General features: G+C 67.5%; 16 protein-coding genes. 12 read left to right on the top strand and 4 right to left on the bottom strand.

All coding sequences use genetic code 11. The annotated features are described in order from the left end of the window. The 3 genes from QF046_RS13725 to QF046_RS13735 all read right to left on the bottom strand — a co-directional run bounded on the left by QF046_RS13725 (position 1) and on the right by QF046_RS13735 (position 4,536). Entirely contained in the window at positions 1 to 846 is an 846-nt protein-coding gene (locus tag QF046_RS13725; RefSeq protein WP_307370771.1) for an NAD(P)-dependent oxidoreductase, read from the bottom strand. Between the two features lie 154 nt (positions 847 to 1,000). Continuing rightward, positions 1,001 to 3,202, bottom strand: a complete 2,202-nt coding sequence (locus QF046_RS13730; protein ID WP_307370773.1) for an esterase family protein — start codon at positions 3,200 to 3,202, stop codon at positions 1,001 to 1,003. Positions 3,203 to 3,516: 314 nt separating this feature from the next. Further along, positions 3,517 to 4,536, bottom strand: coding sequence for a LacI family DNA-binding transcriptional regulator (locus tag QF046_RS13735; RefSeq protein ID WP_307370775.1), 1,020 nt, complete (start codon positions 4,534 to 4,536; stop codon positions 3,517 to 3,519). Positions 4,537 to 4,758: 222 nt separating this feature from the next. On the opposite strand from QF046_RS13735, the gene QF046_RS13740 reads away from it, so the two are divergent. Continuing rightward, complete coding sequence (locus QF046_RS13740; protein ID WP_307370778.1) at positions 4,759 to 6,258, top strand: alpha-N-arabinofuranosidase; 1,500 nt, start codon at positions 4,759 to 4,761, stop codon at positions 6,256 to 6,258. 45 nt (positions 6,259 to 6,303) lie between these two features. On the opposite strand, the gene QF046_RS13745 is transcribed toward QF046_RS13740, so the two are convergent. After that, on the bottom strand, positions 6,304 to 6,861 hold the full coding sequence (locus tag QF046_RS13745; protein WP_307370780.1) for a TetR/AcrR family transcriptional regulator: 558 nt from the start codon (positions 6,859 to 6,861) through the stop codon (positions 6,304 to 6,306). A gap of 78 nt (positions 6,862 to 6,939) precedes the next feature. Here QF046_RS13745 and QF046_RS13750 point away from each other — a divergent pair, with 78 nt between their 5' ends. The 11 genes from QF046_RS13750 to QF046_RS13800 all read left to right on the top strand — a co-directional run bounded on the left by QF046_RS13750 (position 6,940) and on the right by QF046_RS13800 (position 17,639). After that, on the top strand, positions 6,940 to 7,833 hold the full coding sequence (locus QF046_RS13750) for an NAD(P)H-binding protein (RefSeq protein ID WP_307370782.1): 894 nt from the start codon (positions 6,940 to 6,942) through the stop codon (positions 7,831 to 7,833). 179 nt (positions 7,834 to 8,012) lie between these two features. Continuing rightward, complete coding sequence (locus QF046_RS13755) at positions 8,013 to 9,080, top strand: ABC transporter substrate-binding protein (RefSeq protein ID WP_307370785.1); 1,068 nt, start codon at positions 8,013 to 8,015, stop codon at positions 9,078 to 9,080. Between the two features lie 4 nt (positions 9,081 to 9,084). Next, positions 9,085 to 9,357, top strand: coding sequence for a hypothetical protein (locus QF046_RS13760; protein WP_307370788.1), 273 nt, complete (start codon positions 9,085 to 9,087; stop codon positions 9,355 to 9,357). A 76-nt stretch (positions 9,358 to 9,433) separates the two neighbouring features. Continuing rightward, positions 9,434 to 10,444, top strand: a complete 1,011-nt coding sequence (locus QF046_RS13765) for a carbohydrate ABC transporter permease (RefSeq protein ID WP_307370790.1) — start codon at positions 9,434 to 9,436, stop codon at positions 10,442 to 10,444. Beyond that, on the top strand, positions 10,441 to 11,346 hold the full coding sequence (locus QF046_RS13770) for a carbohydrate ABC transporter permease (protein ID WP_307370792.1): 906 nt from the start codon (positions 10,441 to 10,443) through the stop codon (positions 11,344 to 11,346). The genes QF046_RS13765 and QF046_RS13770 overlap by 4 nt, the downstream gene beginning before the upstream one ends. After that, positions 11,343 to 12,071: a hypothetical protein gene (locus QF046_RS13775; RefSeq protein ID WP_307370794.1), complete on the top strand. Its 729-nt coding sequence runs from the start codon at positions 11,343 to 11,345 to the stop codon at positions 12,069 to 12,071. The genes QF046_RS13770 and QF046_RS13775 overlap by 4 nt, the downstream gene beginning before the upstream one ends. Further along, positions 12,068 to 13,144 (top strand): glycoside hydrolase family 36 N-terminal domain-containing protein, encoded by a 1,077-nt coding sequence (locus tag QF046_RS13780; protein WP_307370796.1) that lies wholly within the window; start codon positions 12,068 to 12,070, stop codon positions 13,142 to 13,144. The genes QF046_RS13775 and QF046_RS13780 overlap by 4 nt, the downstream gene beginning before the upstream one ends. Continuing rightward, on the top strand, positions 13,116 to 14,159 hold the full coding sequence (locus QF046_RS13785; RefSeq protein WP_307372852.1) for a glycoside hydrolase family 36 protein: 1,044 nt from the start codon (positions 13,116 to 13,118) through the stop codon (positions 14,157 to 14,159). Before QF046_RS13780 ends, QF046_RS13785 begins: the two co-directional genes overlap by 29 nt. Continuing rightward, entirely contained in the window at positions 14,156 to 15,049 is an 894-nt protein-coding gene (locus tag QF046_RS13790) for a family 43 glycosylhydrolase (RefSeq protein WP_307370798.1), read from the top strand. The genes QF046_RS13785 and QF046_RS13790 overlap by 4 nt, the downstream gene beginning before the upstream one ends. After that, a complete protein-coding gene (locus QF046_RS13795) occupies positions 15,046 to 16,047 on the top strand; it encodes a hydroxyacid dehydrogenase (protein WP_307370801.1) in 1,002 nt (333 codons plus the stop codon). Before QF046_RS13790 ends, QF046_RS13795 begins: the two co-directional genes overlap by 4 nt. Further along, on the top strand, positions 16,047 to 17,639 hold the full coding sequence (locus tag QF046_RS13800; RefSeq protein ID WP_307370804.1) for a glycoside hydrolase family 43 protein: 1,593 nt from the start codon (positions 16,047 to 16,049) through the stop codon (positions 17,637 to 17,639). Before QF046_RS13795 ends, QF046_RS13800 begins: the two co-directional genes overlap by 1 nt. Positions 17,640 to 17,678: the final 39 nt, after the last annotated feature.

Here is a 17,678-nt window from a genome sequence, read left to right on the forward strand (position 1 = left end):
TCAGACGTGATCGCGCCACGAGTGCTGGGGTGCGAACCCCAGCACGTCGCGGGCGTGATCTATGGAGAGCAGCGTCTCGTGCTCGCCCACCTCGCGGGTCACCGGGACATCCGGGAACACCTCGGCGATCAGCTCGGCGTTCGGGCGCGACATCACCGTGTCGGCCGCGGCGATGATGAAGCGATCGAAGCCCGGGGCCGCGACCTGCAGTGCGCGCTCGACGGCTTGCGCGCCGTCTCGCGCATCGATGTAGCCCCACAGGTTCCACTTGCGCCGCAGCGCGTCGGCATCGAAGGAGGGGAACTCGGCGTAGTCCTCGGGAACCATCACGTTCGAGAAGCGCAGCGCGGTGATCGACAGGTCGGGATGCCAGCGCACCAGCTCCCGAGCCAGCTGCTCCTCGAGCGTCTTCACCAGCGAGTACACCGACTCGGGGCGGGCGGGATACTCCTCGTCGACCGGGATGTAGGGCGGCGGCACGTCGAAGGGCAGACCCAGCACCGTCTCGCTGGACGCGTAGACGATCCGGCGGATGCCGAGCCGCACGGCGGCCCAGAACACGTTGAACGTCGCCGGCATGTTGTTGTGGAAGGTCGCGACGTCGCTGCGGATGCCGGGGGCGGGGATCGCACCGAGGTGCACCACGGCGTCGATGCCGTCGTGGCGGTCGCCCACCGCGGTGAGCGCATCGACGACCTGCCCGTAGTCGGTGAGGTCGACCTGCACGAAGTCGGGGCCGCGGGTGCCGACGACGTCCATGCCGATCACATCCCAGCCCTTCGCGCGCAGTTCGCGGGCGACGACGCTGCCGAGCTTGCCGGTGGATCCGGTGAGGGCGATGCGCATGAGGATTCTGCCTTCCGTCGGGGTGTTGTCAACGTTATAGCGTGCCGGCGCGCCGCGGACCGGAGTCGGGCTGATGATCGCACGAACGAGCGGAGCGCCCTCCCGGACTCCATCGGAGTCCAGGAGGGCGCTCCTGCTTCAGCGGTGACCTCGGTCAGCTCGCGGGCGCGTCCTGGAACAGACGCGGCGCGAAATCGATGAGGTTCTTCTGCCAGACATCCCACCCGTGCGGGCCGGGCGTCACGCCGTCGAACTGGTACTCGATGCCGATCCGATCCATCGTCTCGATCGAGCTCATCATCCCCGGGTAGACGAAATCGGTGATGTCTCCGATGTAGAAGCGGAAGATGTCGGTGTTGGCGTTGATCGCCTCGACATCCACTCCGTCTCCGCTGCCGAAGCCGGCCGAGAAGACGCCGATCGAGGCGAACTGCTCCGGCTGCGACTTGACCACCGACAGCGTGCGCGCACCACCCGCCGACAGACCTGCGAGCGCACGCTGATGCGGATCGCTGCTGACGTTGTAGTTCTGCTCCGTCGTGGGGACGACGTTCTGGAGCAGCTCCTTCGGATAGTCGCCGACGTTGCCGTTCGGCATCACCACGACCATCGGCTCGGTGGCGCCGTCGAGCGCGAGGTTGTCGAGGATCTGACGCGCGCGTCCGACCTCCACCCAGTCGGTCCAGCTCTGGCCGCCGCCGTGGTTGAGCACGAACAGCGGGTAGGGCTCGGCGCGCTCCGCGTCATAGCCCGGGGGAGTCCAGACATAGGCGCGGCGCTCCTGGCCCGCCACGGTGCTCTGGTACGTCATGACGTCCAGATCTCCGCCCTGCCCCTGGGGCACATCGGTCAGCAGACGTGACTCCTCGCCCTCGACGAGGAACGTGCTCCACATCGGCTCCGAGGTCACCGACGTGGGGTTGGATGCGTCCTTGACGGCCGCGCGGTCGACGATGAGCCGGTAGTGGTAGAACCACGGGTCCATCGGGCCCATCGTCACCTGCCAGCGATCGCCGACCTTGTTCATCTCGGTGCGCAGCCAGCTGCCGCCGGGAGCGATGTTCGCCCAAACCGAGACGTAGTCGGCGTCCGCGAAATCGGTGGTCGTCTCGAACGTGACGAAGCCGTCCTCGCTGATCCACGGCGTCGGCGTCGTTCCGGATGCCGGCTTCTCGAACCGCTTAATGAGTGCGGTGTGTCCCTCGCTCATGGCCGGGTCGGATGCCGACTTCGTGAACAGACGGGGAGCGAAGTCGATCAGGTTCTCCTGCCAGGCGTTCCAGTTGTGGCCCGCGTCGGGATTCACGCCGTCGAACTGGTACTTCAGTCCGAGCTCGTCGAACTTCTGGAACGAATCGTGGACGTCGTTGTGCGCGGCGTCCGTCGGGTTGCCGACGTAGACGCGGAACAGGTCGGTCCTGTCGTTCATCTTCTCGACCGGGATGCCAGCGAGGTCGCCGAAGCGGCCGGCGCCGAAGGTGCCGATCGCGGCGAACTCGCCGGGGTGCTCACTGAACACCTCGAAGGTCTGACCGCCGCCCATCGACAATCCCGCCAATGCGCGCTTCTTGCGCGAGGGCGAGACGTTGTAGTCCTTCTCGACGGCCGGGACGATGTTCTCGAGCAGTTCCGCCGAGAAGTCGTCGACGTTGCCGTTCGCCATCACGACGAGCATGTCCTCGAGCTGTCCGGCCAGCCACAGGTTGTCCAGGATCTGCTCGGCGCGGCCGACCTCGACCCAGTCCCGATAGCTCTGGCCGCCGCCGTGCTGCAGGTACAGCACCGGGAGCTTCTTGCCCTTGGGCTTGTACGTCGGCGGTACCCAGACGAGGGCATCCCGCTGCTCTCCGGCCACGGCGCTGTCGTAGGTCAGCGTCTCGATGGTGCCGGCCGCTTCCGGTGCGTCGGCGAGCAGCGCCGCCGAGTCGCCGGGGATGAAGAACGTGCTCCATTCCGGCTCGGATGCCACGCTGGTGGCGTTGCTGGCGTCCTTCAGCACCTTGCTGTCGTCTCCGGTGACCTGGTAGTAGTACAGCCCGGGCTCGAAGGGGCCGTACGTGGCGGTCCATGAGGCGCCGCTGCGCTGCAACCCGATCTGCGCCCAGTTGTGCGACAGGCCGAAGTTTCCTTCCACCACGACCTGCGACACCGCACCGACCGCGTCTTCGACCGCGCTGTTGGGCACGCTGATCCTCAGATAGCCGTCGTCCTGCACGTCGATCCACGGGTCGGCGGCGACGGCTGGGGAAGCCGCTGCGAGGCCTGTGATCGCGATGAGCGAGGCCGTGAGCAGGCCGAGTGCGCGTCGCGTTCTTCCGCGTCGTCCCGAAGGCCGACGCTCGGATGTGATCTCCATCGATTCCTCATCTCGTGTGATGTGGCCGGCTCGGATTCTGCGTGTACGCAGCTGGGGCGAGCCGTTCAGGGAATGCGGACCACGGCGTCGAGGATGCCTATTTACAACGTCGTAAAGTTCGCACGCGGCCACTATCTCAGACATCACAAGGCAGGTCAACGACGAATTTCCAACGTTGTGCTATCCGAAAGTCGACAGTCGGATGCTGGAAGGTGGATGCCCTCGTGGCGTACTTGCGCGCGGATGCCGCGCCTGCGCGGTGGACCGGGTGCCGTGACCGGCGGTGGACCGGGTGCCGTGACCGACGGTGCTCGTCAGCGTCGGCGGCCGGAGAAACCCGTCGACTCGCGTCGGATGATCTGGAAGTCCGGCGTGACAGTGCGCGGTGCGCGCCGGGTGCCCTTCTCGGCGATGCGCTCGATGAGCAGGTCGACCGCCTCGGTGGCGATCTGCTCGCGTCCGATGTCCACACTGGTCAGTGAGGGCATGGAGAACTCGGCCTCATCGGTGTTGTCGAAGCCGATGACGGCGACGTCCTCGGGGACGCGCAGCCCCGCCTCGCCGAGGGCGCGCAGTGCGCCGAGCCCGAGGGTGTCGTTGAGTGCGAAGATCGCGTCGAACCGGACGCCGTCGTCGATGAGGGTGCGTGTCGTCTCGGCGCCGGCGGAGCGACTCCAGTGCTCGTTCGGTCTGATGAGATCGGCGTCGACCTCGACGTCCGCGCGCTCGAGGGCCAGGAGATAGCCGTCCAGGCGCAGACCGGCAGAGCTCGCCTCCTGGCCGCGCTCGCGCTCGGTGCCGATGATCGCGATCCTCCGGCGTCCGATGTCCAGCAGATGCTCGGTGGCAGCGCGGGCGGACGAGGTGTTGTGCATGGCGACGTGGTCGGTCGGCCCGTCGAAGATCCGCTCGCCCAGGAGCACGAGCGGAAACGAGGTGCCCAGCGACTCGGCATCCTTCTGCCCGAGCGCCGACGGGCTGAAGATCAGCCCGTCGGTGAGGCGGAGTCGGCCGCCGCGGACGGCCTGCAGCTCGCGCTCGCGATCGCCGCTGGTCTGCTCGATGACCACGCCGAGGCCGCGTGCATCTGCGGCGCGGATGATGGCATCCGCGAGTTCGGCGAAGTAGCTCTCGCGCAGGGCGGGCACGGCGAGTCCGATCACCCCGGTGCGTCCGGAGCGGAGCCCGCGCGCGGTGAGATTCGGGTGGTAGTCGAGTTCGTCGATCGCCGTCAGCACCCGCTCGCGGGTCGTGCCGCGCACATGCGGGTAGTCGTTGATCACGTTCGAGACGGTCTTCACGGACACTCCGGCGAGACGCGCGACGTCGTGCATCGTCGATCCCATCGTGCCCCCATCATCCGGACCCGCGTCCGGGTTCTCATACTCTATCCGCGCCCCGGATGCGCCCTCCGGACCGGCGCTCGGCGTTCACGCGCGCAGATTGACACGGGTGGCGTGCACCGGACAGACTATCTACAACGTTGTATATCGGTCGATCGCCGCTGAACTGCGCGACGACATCGGGGTCTTCTCAGGGGGCCGGAGAGGACGACCATGACCAGTGCGCGCATTTCCATCGACCGTGAGGCCGTCGTCGCTCCGATCGATCGGCGCATCTTCGGCTCGTTCGTCGAGCATCTCGGCCGCTGCGTCTACGACGGCATCTACGAGCCGGGCCACCCCACGGCGAACGAGGACGGCTTCCGCCTGGACGTCGTCGACCTGGTGCGCGAGCTCGGCTCCAGCACCATCCGCTACCCCGGCGGCAACTTCGTCTCGGGCTTCCGCTGGGAGGACTCGGTCGGACCACGCGAGAACCGCCCGGTGCGCCGCGACCTCGCCTGGCACTCCCTGGAGACCAACCAGGTCGGTGTGGACGAGTTCTCCCGCTGGCTGAAGCTCACCGGCTCCGAGCTGATGATGGCCGTCAACCTCGGCACCCGTGGCATCGAAGCGGCCCTCGACCTGCTCGAGTACTGCAATCACCCCTCCGGCACGGCGCTCAGCGATCAGCGCATCGCCAACGGCACGGTCGAGCCGCACGACATCCGGATGTGGTGCCTGGGCAACGAGATGGACGGCCCCTGGCAGACCGGCTACATGACGGCCGACGACTACGGCAAGCTCGCCGCCCGCACCGCGCAGGCCATGAAGGCCGCCGACCGCACCCTCGAGCTCGTCGTCTGCGGCTCCTCGGGCTCGTCGATGCCGACCTTCGGCGACTGGGAGCGCACGGTGCTCGAGCATTCCTACGAGCACGTCGACTACATCTCCTGCCACGCCTACTACCAGGAGCGCGGCGGAGACCTCGGCTCGTTCCTGGCCTCCTCGCTGAACATGCAGTACTTCATCGAGACCGTCGTGGCATCCGCCGATCACGTCGGCTACAAGCTGAAGAGCGACAAGAAGATCAAGCTCTCCTTCGATGAATGGAACATCTGGTACCTCGACGAGCACCAGGCCTCCGATGAGGTCAACGACGAATGGCGCTACGCGCCGCGTCAGCTCGAGGACGTGTACTCGGTGGCGGATGCCGTGGTCCTGGGCAACCTGCTGATCACGCTGCTCAAGAACCACGACCGCGTGGCATCCGCCTCTCTCGCTCAGCTGGTCAACGTGATCGCCCCCATCATGACCGAGCCCGGCGGCGACGCCTGGCGGCAGACCACGTTCTTCCCGTTCTCGGTCACCTCGCGCCTGGCGAAGGGCGAGATCATCAAGCCGCGCATCGACGTCGGCACCTACGAGACGGCCGTGCACGGCGACGCTCCGCTGGTCGACTCGGTGGTCACGACCGACGGCGACGGCTCGGCGGTCTTCCTCGTCAACCGCAGCCTCACGGAGTCGATCACGGTCACCATCGATGCCGCTCAGCTCGACGTCTCCTCGATCGACGAGGCCGTGACGCTGTGGGACGACGACGTCTACGCGAAGAACACCCTCGCGGACCAGAACCGCGTGGGGCTGAAGGCGCTCGAGGGAGCCGTGCTCGCCGGCGGCGTCCTCACCGTGACGCTGCCGCCGGTGTCCTGGTCGGCGCTCGCGCTGTCCTGAGGCGCCGGGCGCGCGTGATCCAGGCGAACCGGTGAGTGCGCGGATTCAGGCGACGCGGATGCCGTCGAGCTGAAGCTCCAGGAACCGGCGCCAGCCGCCGCGCTCCGACACGTTCGCCATTGCGCCGCGGGAGATGAGCACGAAGTCTGCCGCAGTGAAGTCGGCGCGCAGGTGCCCTGCATCGACCGCGTGCCGACAGATCCGGTCCATGATCTCCGCGAACGCCACCTTCTCCGCCTCGATATCCGCCCACGTCGGCTCCTCCGCCCCGAGGATCGAGAAGCGGAAGGCCGCATCGGGCTCGACGGACTCCAGGTAGCCGTAGAGCAGCATCTCGAACGCGGCCCAGGCGTCGTCCTGCTTCTCGGCCTCACGTGCAAGTTTCGTCACGGCTTCGAACCGGCGCCCGATGATCGCCGCGCGCAGTGCCTGCTTGTCGACGAAGTGCCGGTAGAGCGTCCCGACGCCCAACCCGGCACGCGCGGCGATCTGATCCATCTGCACGTTCTCGCCGTCCTGGGCGAACAACTCCGCGGCCGCATCGAGCACGGCCTCGCGGTTGCGTCGCGCGTCCGCGCGCAGCGATCGTTCAACAGCGGCCATGCCTTCACTGTAGTTGACCGAGGGTGATCTCCGGCGTATATTCGGAACCGGAATTCAGGTTCATATTATGGAGGAATCATGATCGTCGTCACCACACCCACCGGCCGGATCGGCCGACAGCTCATCACCCGGCTGCTCGAACAGGAGGCCGCCGTGCGCGTCATCGTCCGCGACGCGGCCCAACTCGACACGGACATCCGTGCGAGGGTCGAAGTGGTCGAGGGCTCGCACGCGGATGCCGCCGTACTCGACCTCGCGCTGCCCGGAGCGGATGCCCTGTTCTGGCTGGTTCCGCCGAATCCGGCGGCTCCCAGCGCGGAGCAGCACTATCTCGACTTCGCGCGCGCCGGAGCTGCGGCGATCCGCCGTCACGGTGTCGCCCACGTCGTCGCCGTCACCAGCGCCGGCCATGACTGGACCACGTCGGCGGGCGTGCTGTCGGCCGCCTTCGCCATGGATGCCGAGCTGAGGACGTCGGGTGCCGGGTACCGGGCGGTCTCGCTGCCGTTCTACATGGAGAACCTTCTGGGGCAGGCGGATGCCATCGGCCTTACCGGCACGCTGTCCCTCAGCTGCGCGGTCGATCAGCCGCTGGCGATGATCGCGACGCAGGACATCGCCTCCCACGCCGCAGGCCTGCTGGCCGACCTGTCGTGGAGCGGTCAGCAGGATGATCCGGTGTTCAGCCCCGACCGGCTCACCCCCGAGGAGATCGCCGCCGTGATCGGGGAGGAGCTGGGCAGGTCGGTCGCCTACGAGCGGGTCGCTCTGAACGACTTCGCGGCAATGCTCCGCGCGCGGGGCGCGAGCGAGCAGGCCGTCACGGACACCGTCGAGATGTTCGCCGCCCAGGATGCCGGCATCTACGACGAGGACTGGGCAACGGCCACGATGGCGCCGACGGACTTCCGCACCTGGTGCCGTGAAGTGCTGGTCCCCGCCGTGCGCGCCGCCGACCTGCAGCGGGCCTGAGTGTCCACCGGGCCCGGGCGGTCGGGCCCGGCAGTGGGCACCACAAACGTCGGTCACGTCGATGATCGCCGATATCCGATCGTGATGCAACTAGTTACAGAAATTGCTTGGTAAGCGTTCTCCCGTGAGCTACTGTCCTAATTGCGGACGACAGTCCGGCTCGAATCAAAGGAGATCTCATGCACCACGCAACCACGCGGACGCGCCGCAGTCGTCTGCTGTTGGTCACCGCCGGCGTCGCCGTCACAGCCCTCGCGCTTGTGGGTTGCTCGCAAGGCGCGAATGCCGGCGGCACATCTGACAAGACCACGATCCGCTTCCTCTACGCCACCGGCGACGACACCTGGAACAGCACCGTCGACGCGCTGGTGAAGGACTTCAACGAGACCAGCACGACAACGACGGTCAAGCTCGACCCGCTCCCGGCGGGCAGCGACTACGCGACCGCCCTGAAGACCGTCGACGCCACCGGCAAATGGCCCGCGATCGTCGACATGCGCGACACTCTCACCTACGTCAACGCGGGCAAGCTCGCCCCGATCCCCGCCGAAGTGACAGATCTGCTGCAGCCCGACGCCTATGCCGCGGCAGCAGACGGCAATGTCTACACGACGCCGTACAGCGCACTGAACGGCGAGATCGGCATCAACATCGTCTACAACAAGGACTACTTCGCCGAGCACGACCTTCAAGTGCCGGAGACCTACGACGACTTCATCTCGCTCCTGAAGGACATCAAGGCCAACGGTGACGTTCCGCTCGCGACGGCCGCGGCCGAGGTCTGGCCGTCCGACCAGCTGTGGAAGCCGCTCGCCGCCCCGACCTTCGCCGAGTACAGCGACCAAGGCGGGTTCTGGAACGCCGTGGCGGCGGGCGACGCGAGCGTCTCGGATCTGCGCGCACCGCTCGAGGAGCTGCAGACGATCACGGATGACTACCTCCTCAAGGGCTGGCAGTCCACCGCCGACGCGCAGACGACCACCTTGCTGGTCAACAACCAAGCAGTCATGGCCACCTCATCGGCAGGACTCGGCCGGCTGATGGACATCAGCAAGGTCGACCCGAAGTTCAACGCGGGCATGTTCATCGTCCCCGCGAAGGACGGCAAGATCTACGTACTCAAGAACAGCGTCGTCGGGGACACCGCCGGCGGTCTGGCCATCTCGTCGCAGGCCGCCAAGAACAAGAAGGAGCTCGCGTCATCGCTCGAGTTCCTGAAGTACTTTCTATTCGGTCGACGCCGCTGATCTCATGCAGAAGAACGGCTGGCTTTCGCCCAATATCGCGAAGTCCGACGAGGTCACGCAGAACGAGTCCATCCCCGGTGCCGCGGACTACTTCGCCCTGCTGAAGAACCCGAACCTGGTCTGGTACGAGAACGCGCCTGACTTCAGCACCTTCAGCGCCGTGAACACCTTCTTCCGTCAGGCCCGCATCGAGATGCAGGACAAGCAGACCTCGATCGATCAGGCGATCGAGAAGACGCAGAAGGAACTGCAGAACCAGGTCGCTGCCGCCGGTTGACCATTCCCGGGCCGGATGACAGCCGTCATCCGGCCCGGGACACGACCTCGAAGTTCCTGCACCCGAAGGAGTACTCATGAGCGATCAGAGCTCGATGGAGGGCGGCGTGGGAGTGGCGAGCGCCACGGCGCTGCTCCCCGGCGACTCCCCTTTGCACGCCGCGCCTGAAACGAGGCCGCCTGCGTTGCCGCGCCGGGGCCGACTGGGCATCGCAGGTCGGGGACGACTCGTGCTCCTAGGATTCGTCGCTCCCGCGCTCGTGATCTATCTGCTCATGGTCATCGTCCCCTCACTGCAGTCCGTTCAGCTGAGCTTCACGAACTGGGATGGCATCAGTGAGGGCTACGACTACGTGGGGACAAAGAACTATCAGGACATCCTGACCGACGACCGCTTCTGGAATGCGGTGCGGAACACGCTCGTTCTGGGACTCGGTTCCGCGGTGGTCATCAACATCATCGCCCTCGTGGCCGCACTCATGCTCGACAGGCTGAACCATCTGCAGGGGCTGTTCCGCACCGCGGTGTATCTGCCCGCCCTGGTCAGCGCGTTCATCATGGCGACGATCTGGAAGTACCTGCTCAACTACAACTTCGGGAGCGTCAACAGCGTTCTGCGCGACCTCGGGCTGCCGGACTGGGCCAGGGACTGGCTCGGCGACAGCAGCATCGTGGTCTGGGTGATCCTGTTCATCACCTGCTTCACTCTCGGCGGGAACACCACCCTCATCTATCTCGCCAACCTCCAGTCCGTCCCGCAGGAACTGCTCGAGGCCGCGCGCATCGATGGGGCAGGCGCCTGGAAGGTGTTCTGGAACGTCACCTGGCCGATGATCGCCGGAGCCATCACCGTCAACATGACCCTCGCGATGATCGCCGGCTGGGTGATCTTCGATCAAGTGATGGTGCTGACCTCTGGTGGCCCCGGTTTCGTCAGCGAGACCATGGCGTTCTTCATCTACAAGGTCGGATTCGGCGAGTACCGGGCCGGGTTCGGTTCGGCGGCGGCGGTGGTGCTCTTCATCGTCGTGATCATCAGCACGGTCGGCGCGAACGCCTACATGCGCAAGAGGGAGATCCAGGCATGAGCGCCGCAGACGCCACCCGAGCCCAAGTCCTGCCCAAGACGACGCTGCCCAAGAAGACACGGACACCCCGCGAGAAGAAGAAGTGGACGCCGGGGGAGATCGTCGTGATGGCTGTGCTCTCGGTCCTCGTGATCGCCGTCGCCGCCCCGGTCTTCTACGCACTGCTGCAGTCGTTCCGCTCCTACTCCGAGATCACGATCGATCCGATGGGGCTTCCCACGGCGTTCACCCTCGACAACTACATCGCGCTCTTCCAGCAGACGGACTACGCCGAGGCCCTGCTGAACACGCTGATCATCACCGTCGGCACCGTCGTGCTGCTGGTCGCCATCGTGCCGATGGCGGCGTACGGCATCGAACGAGTCGGCGGGTGGACCGGACGCTTCCTGTATGTGCTGTTCATCGCCGGACTCATGATCCCGTTCCAGGTGCGGATGATCCCGCTGGTCAAGGGATTCAACGACGTCGGGCTGTACAGCACGCTGACCGCCGTCATCCTCGTCCACCTCGGCGGCGCCGCCAGCTTCGGCATCCTGCTCTACTGCAGCTTCATCAAGGGCATCCCGATCGAAGTGGAGGAGGCCGCCCACGTCGACGGCGCCGGGCGCCTGCGCACCTTCTGGCTGATCGTCTTCCCGATGCTGATGCCGGTCACCAGCGCCTTCGTCATCATCCAGGCGCTCGGGCTGTGGAACGACTTCTTCGTGCCGCTGGTGTTCCTCGATTCCTCCTCTGCCGGGACGATCAACGTCGCGATCAACCGCATGATCGGCCTGCTCACCTCGCAGTGGCAGCTGATCTACACCGGCGCGATCCTCGCGATCATTCCCTCGGTCGCGATCTTCGCGGGATTCCAGCGCTATTTCATCAAGGGCATGTCGGTCGGGGCGGTGAAGGGATGAGCACCGCGCAGCCCATGCGCGCCACGCGCCGACCCGGCCGCATCGCGCGGGTGCTCGGCTACGAAGGGCCTGTCGCAGCGATGATGCTCGGAGCCTTCGCCTGCTTCCTCGCATCGGCGTCCTTCCTCGCGTCACTGCTCCCCGCGATCGCCTTCCAGGCGCTGGTCGGCTGGCAGAGCACCCACCTCGCGATCTGGCTCGGCGCGCTGTCGCTGAGCACGGCATTCCCCGCCGTGCGTGCACTCCTCGTCGTCGCCGGCGCGATCCTCGACGAGGGCATTGCAACGGCACGAGTGGACCGACTGTACTGGCGAACCCTCGCGGGGGCGTTCCGCGACCAGCCGTGGGCGGCCGGGATCCTTCCCGTGGCGGCCGTCGTGCTGGGATACGACCTCGCCCTGATGGGCTCCAGCGACACGGTTTTCCTGATCGTCTGGGCAGCAGTGCTCGTGATCGTCGCCTTCCTCATCGGGCTGGCGTCGAGTACCGCGCCCAGCGGGGAACGAACCGCTCTCGAGCTCGTGGCGCACACAGCCGTGGCGATCGCGCGGCGGCCCCATGTCGCCCTTGCCTGGTTGCTGATCGTCGCTCTCACCGCCGCAGCCACGGTCCTCCCCGTGCTCGGCGCACTTGCCGTGCTGCTGCTGCCCGCCGTCTCAGCCGTGGGCATCGTGATGTGCAACCGCGCCCTCGGATTCTCCGTCGCCCAGGAGGTCCGCCGATGACCTCGGTCATGTTCGCCTCTGACCCCGTCGCCGAGCAGCAGCAGGCGATCGGTGCGTTCCGGGTGTGCTGGGACGGCACGTCGCCGGCGGCGCTGCTCAGCGATCTCGCCGGCATCGGCCGCTCCGACGTCGGACTCGTCGAGATCTTCTCCGCAGCCGAGCAGCGCGCCCGCACCAGCCAGGCCCATGTCCGCTCCGCCATCGGCAGCCGCTTGCGCGTGCGCCGCTTCGAACACGGCGAGGACCGCGGCGCCGACGTGCTCACCGTGATTCAGCGCGACGACGAGACCGGAGTCGAGGTCAGCACGAGCCTGCGTGCCGTGCCGCACGCACGTGCGGTGCGGATCCATCATGTGGTCCGCAACGCCGGTGCTCATCCGATCGTGCTGACCGCCGTGTCGTCGGCGACGATCAGCTTCGGGCGCCGCGAATCCGATATCGACTCGGCGCGGCTGCTCACCGCGAGAAGCGAGTGGCTCGCCGAGGACCGCTGGGAGCAGCGACCGCTGCGCGATGCGCTTCCGCAGCTGTCGTTGCCGATCCACGGGCAGGACGGGCGCGGCCGGTACTCGATCGCAAGCCACGGATCCTGGTCCACCGGCGAGCACCTCCCCGTCGGAGTGCTGATCTCCTCGGATGCCGCCGATGCGGGCGCGCTGACCTGGCAGATCGAGACTTCGGCCGGCTGGTGCGTGGACATGTCCCAGGGCGAGGGCGGTGCGGTGATGTCGTTCCTCGGGCCGACCGACCTCGAGCACCAGTTCGCACACGCACTCGCGCCCGGCGAAGGGTTCCGCACCGAGGCCGTGGCGCTCGCCGCTGCCGATGGCGGTGCTGATGCCGCGCTCACCGAGCTCACCCACTACCGCCGGAGCATCCGGAGCGAATCCGCGGATGCCGGGCTTCCCATCGTCTACAACGACTTCATGAACACGCTCATGGGGCAGCCCAGCACCCAAGCGCTGGTTCCCCTGATCGACGCTGCGGGCGGAGTGCGGTGCGGAGATCTTCTGCATCGATGCCGGCTGGTTCGCCGAACCGGAGCTGGGCGACTGGTGGTCGACGGTCGGTGAATGGCAGGAAGCGGACCATCGGTTCACCGGGGGACTGCGAGAGCTGACCGACAGAATCATCGCGCACGGCATGCGCGTGGGCATCTGGCTCGAGCCCGAGGTGGTCGGCGTGGACAGCCCGGCTGCTGCCATGCTCCCCGAGGATGCCTACTTCCGCCGATTCGGCCGGCCGGTGGTCGAGCATCGGCGCCTGCACCTGGACTTCCGTCATCCTGCCGCGCGAGCTCACGCCGACGACGCCGTGGACCGGGTCGTGCGGCAGTACGGCGCCTCGTACCTCAAACTCGATTACAACATCAACCCGGGGGTCGGCACCGAGGTCGACGCAACGGGTCCAGGGGCCGGCCTCCTGGGTCATACCCGGGCGTACCAGGACTGGCTCGTAGCCGTGCAGAGGCGGCATCCCGGGCTGCTCATCGAGAACTGCGCGTCCGGCGCGATGCGCGCCGACTACGCGCTCCTCTCGCGGACGCATCTGCAGTCCACCAGCGATCAGCAGGACTTCCGCCTCTATCCGCCCATCGCGGCATCCGCTCCGGCGTCGATCCTGCCGGAGCAGTGCGGCAACTGGGCGTATCCGGCGTCGGACATGACGGATGCCGAGACGGCGTTCACCCTCGTCACGGGGCTGAGCGGACGGCTGTACCTCTCGGGATTCCTGGACGGCATCCGCCCGTCCCAGTCCGCGCTCGTGGCGGAGGCGGTCGCCCTGCACAAGAGCCTGCGAGACGGACTCACCGCAACCGAGCCGTTCTGGCCGCTCGGGCTGCCGGGGTGGGAGGACGATGTGATCTGTCTCGGGTTGCGCAGCCCGGCGGAGACGCTGCTGTTCGTGTGGGATCGCGGCGAAACCGCGACGGAGATCCTCCTCCCCGGTATCCGCGGTGCTGCTCGGACGCTCTTCCCCGGAGATGACGGCGCTTGGCGGATGGAACCCTCCGATGTCGGGCTGCGGATCCGGACGACGCACGGCATCGGGGCGCGGATGCTGCGCATCGAGGAGGACGGGTCATGAACGGGATCATCCGCACCGGTGAGCTGTTCCTCGACGACCGGGGACGCGTCGCGCAGCTGCACGGCATCGGCATCCAGCGCGTGGGCGAGCACTGGTACGCGTGGGGTGAGGACAAGACCGCGGGAGACCGCTTCACGGCCATCGCCTGCTACCGCTCGACCGATCTCGCGTCCTGGGAGTACCTCGGTGACGCACTCGGCGCCGGCACGGGGGATCTTGCGGCGGATCGGATCATCGAGCGCCCGAAGGCGCTGCGGCGTCCCGATGGCCGCTGGGTGCTGATCGTCCACGTCGACAGCGCGGACTACTCGGACGCCCGGGTCGGGTACGCGATCGCCGACCGGCCGGAGGGGCCCTACGAGTACCTCGGCAGCGAGCGCCCGCTCGGCAACCTCAGCCGCGACATCGGGGTGTACCAAGAGGACGGGCGGGGCTATCTGCTCTCCGAGGATCGCGAGGGCGGGCTGCGCATCTACCGGCTGCGCGAAGACCACTGCGGCATCGACCGGCTCATCGCGACCCTGCGTCAGCACGACCGCCCCGAGATCGGGTACGAGTCGCCGACTCTCATCCGGCACGACGGCGTCTACTTCCTGTTCGGGTCGGACCTGACCGGGTGGGACCTCAACGACAACAAGTACGCCACCGCACCGACTCTCGGGGGTCCATGGTCGACCTGGCGCGACTTCGCACCCGCGGGCAGCCGCACCTTCGACTCCCAGGTCAGCGTCGTGCTTCCCGTGGGACACGGACACGTGTACATCGGCGACCGCTGGACGCGTGAGGATCTGGCATCGTCCGCACCGGTCTGGCTGCCGCTGCGCATCGAGAACGGCCGCGCCGAGATGGCCTGGCGCGATGAATGGAGCATCGAGGAGATGAACGAGTGAAGGCACGCCCGCGCGCCGTCCTGGCGATGAGCCCGGCGACACTGGCCGAGAACCTGTTCGGCCCGCACCGGGAGCGCCTCTCGAGCCTGGTCGACCTGCATCCCGTCGTGCTCTCCGAACTCGACAGCGCCGGCGCGCGGAGCGCTCTGGCGGACGCCGAGATGCTTCTCGCCGGCTGGGGGTGCCCCCGCATCGACGCCGTCGAACTCGACCGGATGCCGCAGCTGCGCGCCGTGGTGTTCGCGGGCGGCTCCGCCGGCGCGCTCGTCGATCCTCTCGAAGCTGAGCGGCGCGGCATCGCACTCACGAACACCGGCGAGGGCAACGCGCAGGGGGTCGCCGAATACACGTTCGCGACGATCGTGCTGGCGGGCAAGCGCGCACGCCACGCGGAGCGGATCTACCAGGAACGCCGGGCGTTCATAGATCGCGAGGCTCTGCTCGGCGACACCGGGAACTTCGGCCGCACCGTCGGCCTGATCGGGGCGTCCCGCATCGGCCGCCGCGTCGCCGGGCTGCTCGCTCACACCGACATGCGCGTGCTCGTCTACGACCCCTACGTCGGTCCTGAGGACGCCGCGGCGCTCGGCGCCGAGCTGGTCGACCTGGACCATCTGCTGACGGCGTCGGACATCGTGTCCGTGCACGCCCCCGCGGTTGCCGAGACGGAGCGCATGATCGACGATCGGGCGTTCGGACTGCTGCGAGACGGCGCGGTGCTGATCAACACGGCCCGCGGCTCGCTCGTGGATCACGACGCGCTGCGAGCGCACGCGCGATCCGGGCGCATCGAGGCGATCCTCGACGTCACCGATCCGGAGCCGCTCGATCCCGACGATGAGCTGTGGCACCTGCCGAACGTCACCATCACCCCGCACATCGCCGGCGCGACCGGCAACGAGCTGCACCGGCTCGGCCGCGACGCCGTCGACGAGGTGGCGCGCTATGTCGCAGGACGCACCTTCGTCGGCCTCGAGCGCATCCCGGGGGCCGTCTGATGGATGCCGTGCGCAACCCGATCCTGCGGGGGTTCAACCCCGATCCGTCGATCCTGCGGGTGGGGGACGACTACTTCATCGCCACCAGCACGTTCGAGTACCACCCCGCCGTGCGCATCCACCACTCCACGGATCTCGAGAACTGGACCGTCCGCACCCACGCGCTGGACGAGGGCTTCGATCTTCGCGGCATCCCGGACTCGGGCGGTGTCTGGGCGCCGAGTCTGACGCATGCCGACGGGCTGTTCTGGCTGGCGTACTCCATCGTGCGCACGATGGACGGCGACGACAAGGACATCGACAACTACCTCGTCACCGCCGAGAGCGTCGACGGGCCGTGGAGCGCACCGGTGCACCTCGGCTCCCGCGGTTTCGACTTCTCCTTCTTCCACGACCCGGACGGCACGCACTGGATCGTCGGTGTGCAGTGGGACCAGCGACCCGAGCATCCTTCCTTCGGAGGGCTGGTGCTGGAGCAGTACCTGCCCGACGAGCGGCGCACCTCCGGAACGGCCACGTTGATCCACCAGGAGACGACGCTCGTCGAAGGACCCAACCTGTACCGCATCGGCGACTGGTATCACCTGCTGATCGCGGCCGGCGGCACGGGCTGGAACCACGCCATCACGATGGCGCGCTCACGCGAACGCTCGGGCCCGTACGAGCGGGACCCCCGACCGTTCGTCCTGACCAGCCGCGACGCCCCCGGCGCCCCGCTGCAGAAGGCCGGTCACGGCGAACTCGTGCAGACGCAAGACGGCGACTGGATGCTGGTCCACCTGGCCAGCCGGCCGACGCTGCACCTCGGCGAGCGGTACAGCACTCTCGGACGCGAGACCTGTCTGCAGCGGGTGGTGTTCGACGAGGACGGATGGCTGCGGCTCGCATCCGGCGGTCATCACGCCCTCGTCGGCTCGGGTGCGGCTCGCTGCGACGAGTGGACCGACGGCTTCGATGCACCGGGGCTCGACTACCGGCGCTGGTCCACGTTGCGAGCCGCACTCGACCCCGCCGTCGCGGATCTGACGGCGCGTTCCGGCTGGTTGCGGCTTCGCGGCGGGCACTCCCCGGCATCCGTCTTCGAGCAGTCGATGATCCTGACCCGCGTCGAAGAGCACGAGACGGATTTCTCGGTCGTGGTCGACGCCGCGCCCACCTCGACCCGGGAGAGCGCCGGCATCGTCGCCTGGTACGACCGGTCGGGGTGGATCCAGCTGCAGCTGACCTGGGATGCCGAGAACGGCAGGCATCTGCGCGTGGTCTCGCGTGACAGGAACCGGACGGTGCGCTCCGAGGCGATCATGGTCGCGGACGGACTCGTGACGCTGCACGCACGACTGCGGGGGCCCGACCTCGTCTTCGCCTGGGTCGGAGCCGACGAGACCGAACACCCGATTCCGGGTGTGCATCCGGCATGGACCCTCTCGGACGACCACGGGGACCGGCTGCGGTTCACCGGACTCTTCTTCGGCATCCGCGCGGACGATCTCGACGGACGCGGCTGGAGCGCCGACTTCGATGACGCCACCGTCCGCTTCACCGAGCAAGAACACCATCGACTGATCTGCACGACTGACCGATTGCACGACTGACCGATTCGCACGACCATCATCCGCGCCGTCCGATCGATG

The organism is Microbacterium sp. W4I4 (assembly GCF_030816235.1).
Lineage (GTDB): Bacteria > Actinomycetota > Actinomycetes > Actinomycetales > Microbacteriaceae > Microbacterium.

Coding starts and splice junctions, on each gene's coding strand:
- QF046_RS13725 (WP_307370771.1), bottom strand. CDS start 846: ATGCGCATCGCCCTCACCGGATCCACCGGCAAGCTCGGCAGCGTCGTC.
- QF046_RS13730 (WP_307370773.1), bottom strand. CDS start 3,202: ATGGAGATCACATCCGAGCGTCGGCCTTCGGGACGACGCGGAAGAACG.
- QF046_RS13735 (WP_307370775.1), bottom strand. CDS start 4,536: ATGCACGACGTCGCGCGTCTCGCCGGAGTGTCCGTGAAGACCGTCTCG.
- QF046_RS13740 (WP_307370778.1), top strand. CDS start 4,759: ATGACCAGTGCGCGCATTTCCATCGACCGTGAGGCCGTCGTCGCTCCG.
- QF046_RS13745 (WP_307370780.1), bottom strand. CDS start 6,861: ATGGCCGCTGTTGAACGATCGCTGCGCGCGGACGCGCGACGCAACCGC.
- QF046_RS13750 (WP_307370782.1), top strand. CDS start 6,940: ATGATCGTCGTCACCACACCCACCGGCCGGATCGGCCGACAGCTCATC.
- QF046_RS13755 (WP_307370785.1), top strand. CDS start 8,013: ATGCACCACGCAACCACGCGGACGCGCCGCAGTCGTCTGCTGTTGGTC.
- QF046_RS13760 (WP_307370788.1), top strand. CDS start 9,085: ATGCAGAAGAACGGCTGGCTTTCGCCCAATATCGCGAAGTCCGACGAG.
- QF046_RS13765 (WP_307370790.1), top strand. CDS start 9,434: ATGAGCGATCAGAGCTCGATGGAGGGCGGCGTGGGAGTGGCGAGCGCC.
- QF046_RS13770 (WP_307370792.1), top strand. CDS start 10,441: ATGAGCGCCGCAGACGCCACCCGAGCCCAAGTCCTGCCCAAGACGACG.
- QF046_RS13775 (WP_307370794.1), top strand. CDS start 11,343: ATGAGCACCGCGCAGCCCATGCGCGCCACGCGCCGACCCGGCCGCATC.
- QF046_RS13780 (WP_307370796.1), top strand. CDS start 12,068: ATGACCTCGGTCATGTTCGCCTCTGACCCCGTCGCCGAGCAGCAGCAG.
- QF046_RS13790 (WP_307370798.1), top strand. CDS start 14,156: ATGAACGGGATCATCCGCACCGGTGAGCTGTTCCTCGACGACCGGGGA.
- QF046_RS13800 (WP_307370804.1), top strand. CDS start 16,047: ATGGATGCCGTGCGCAACCCGATCCTGCGGGGGTTCAACCCCGATCCG.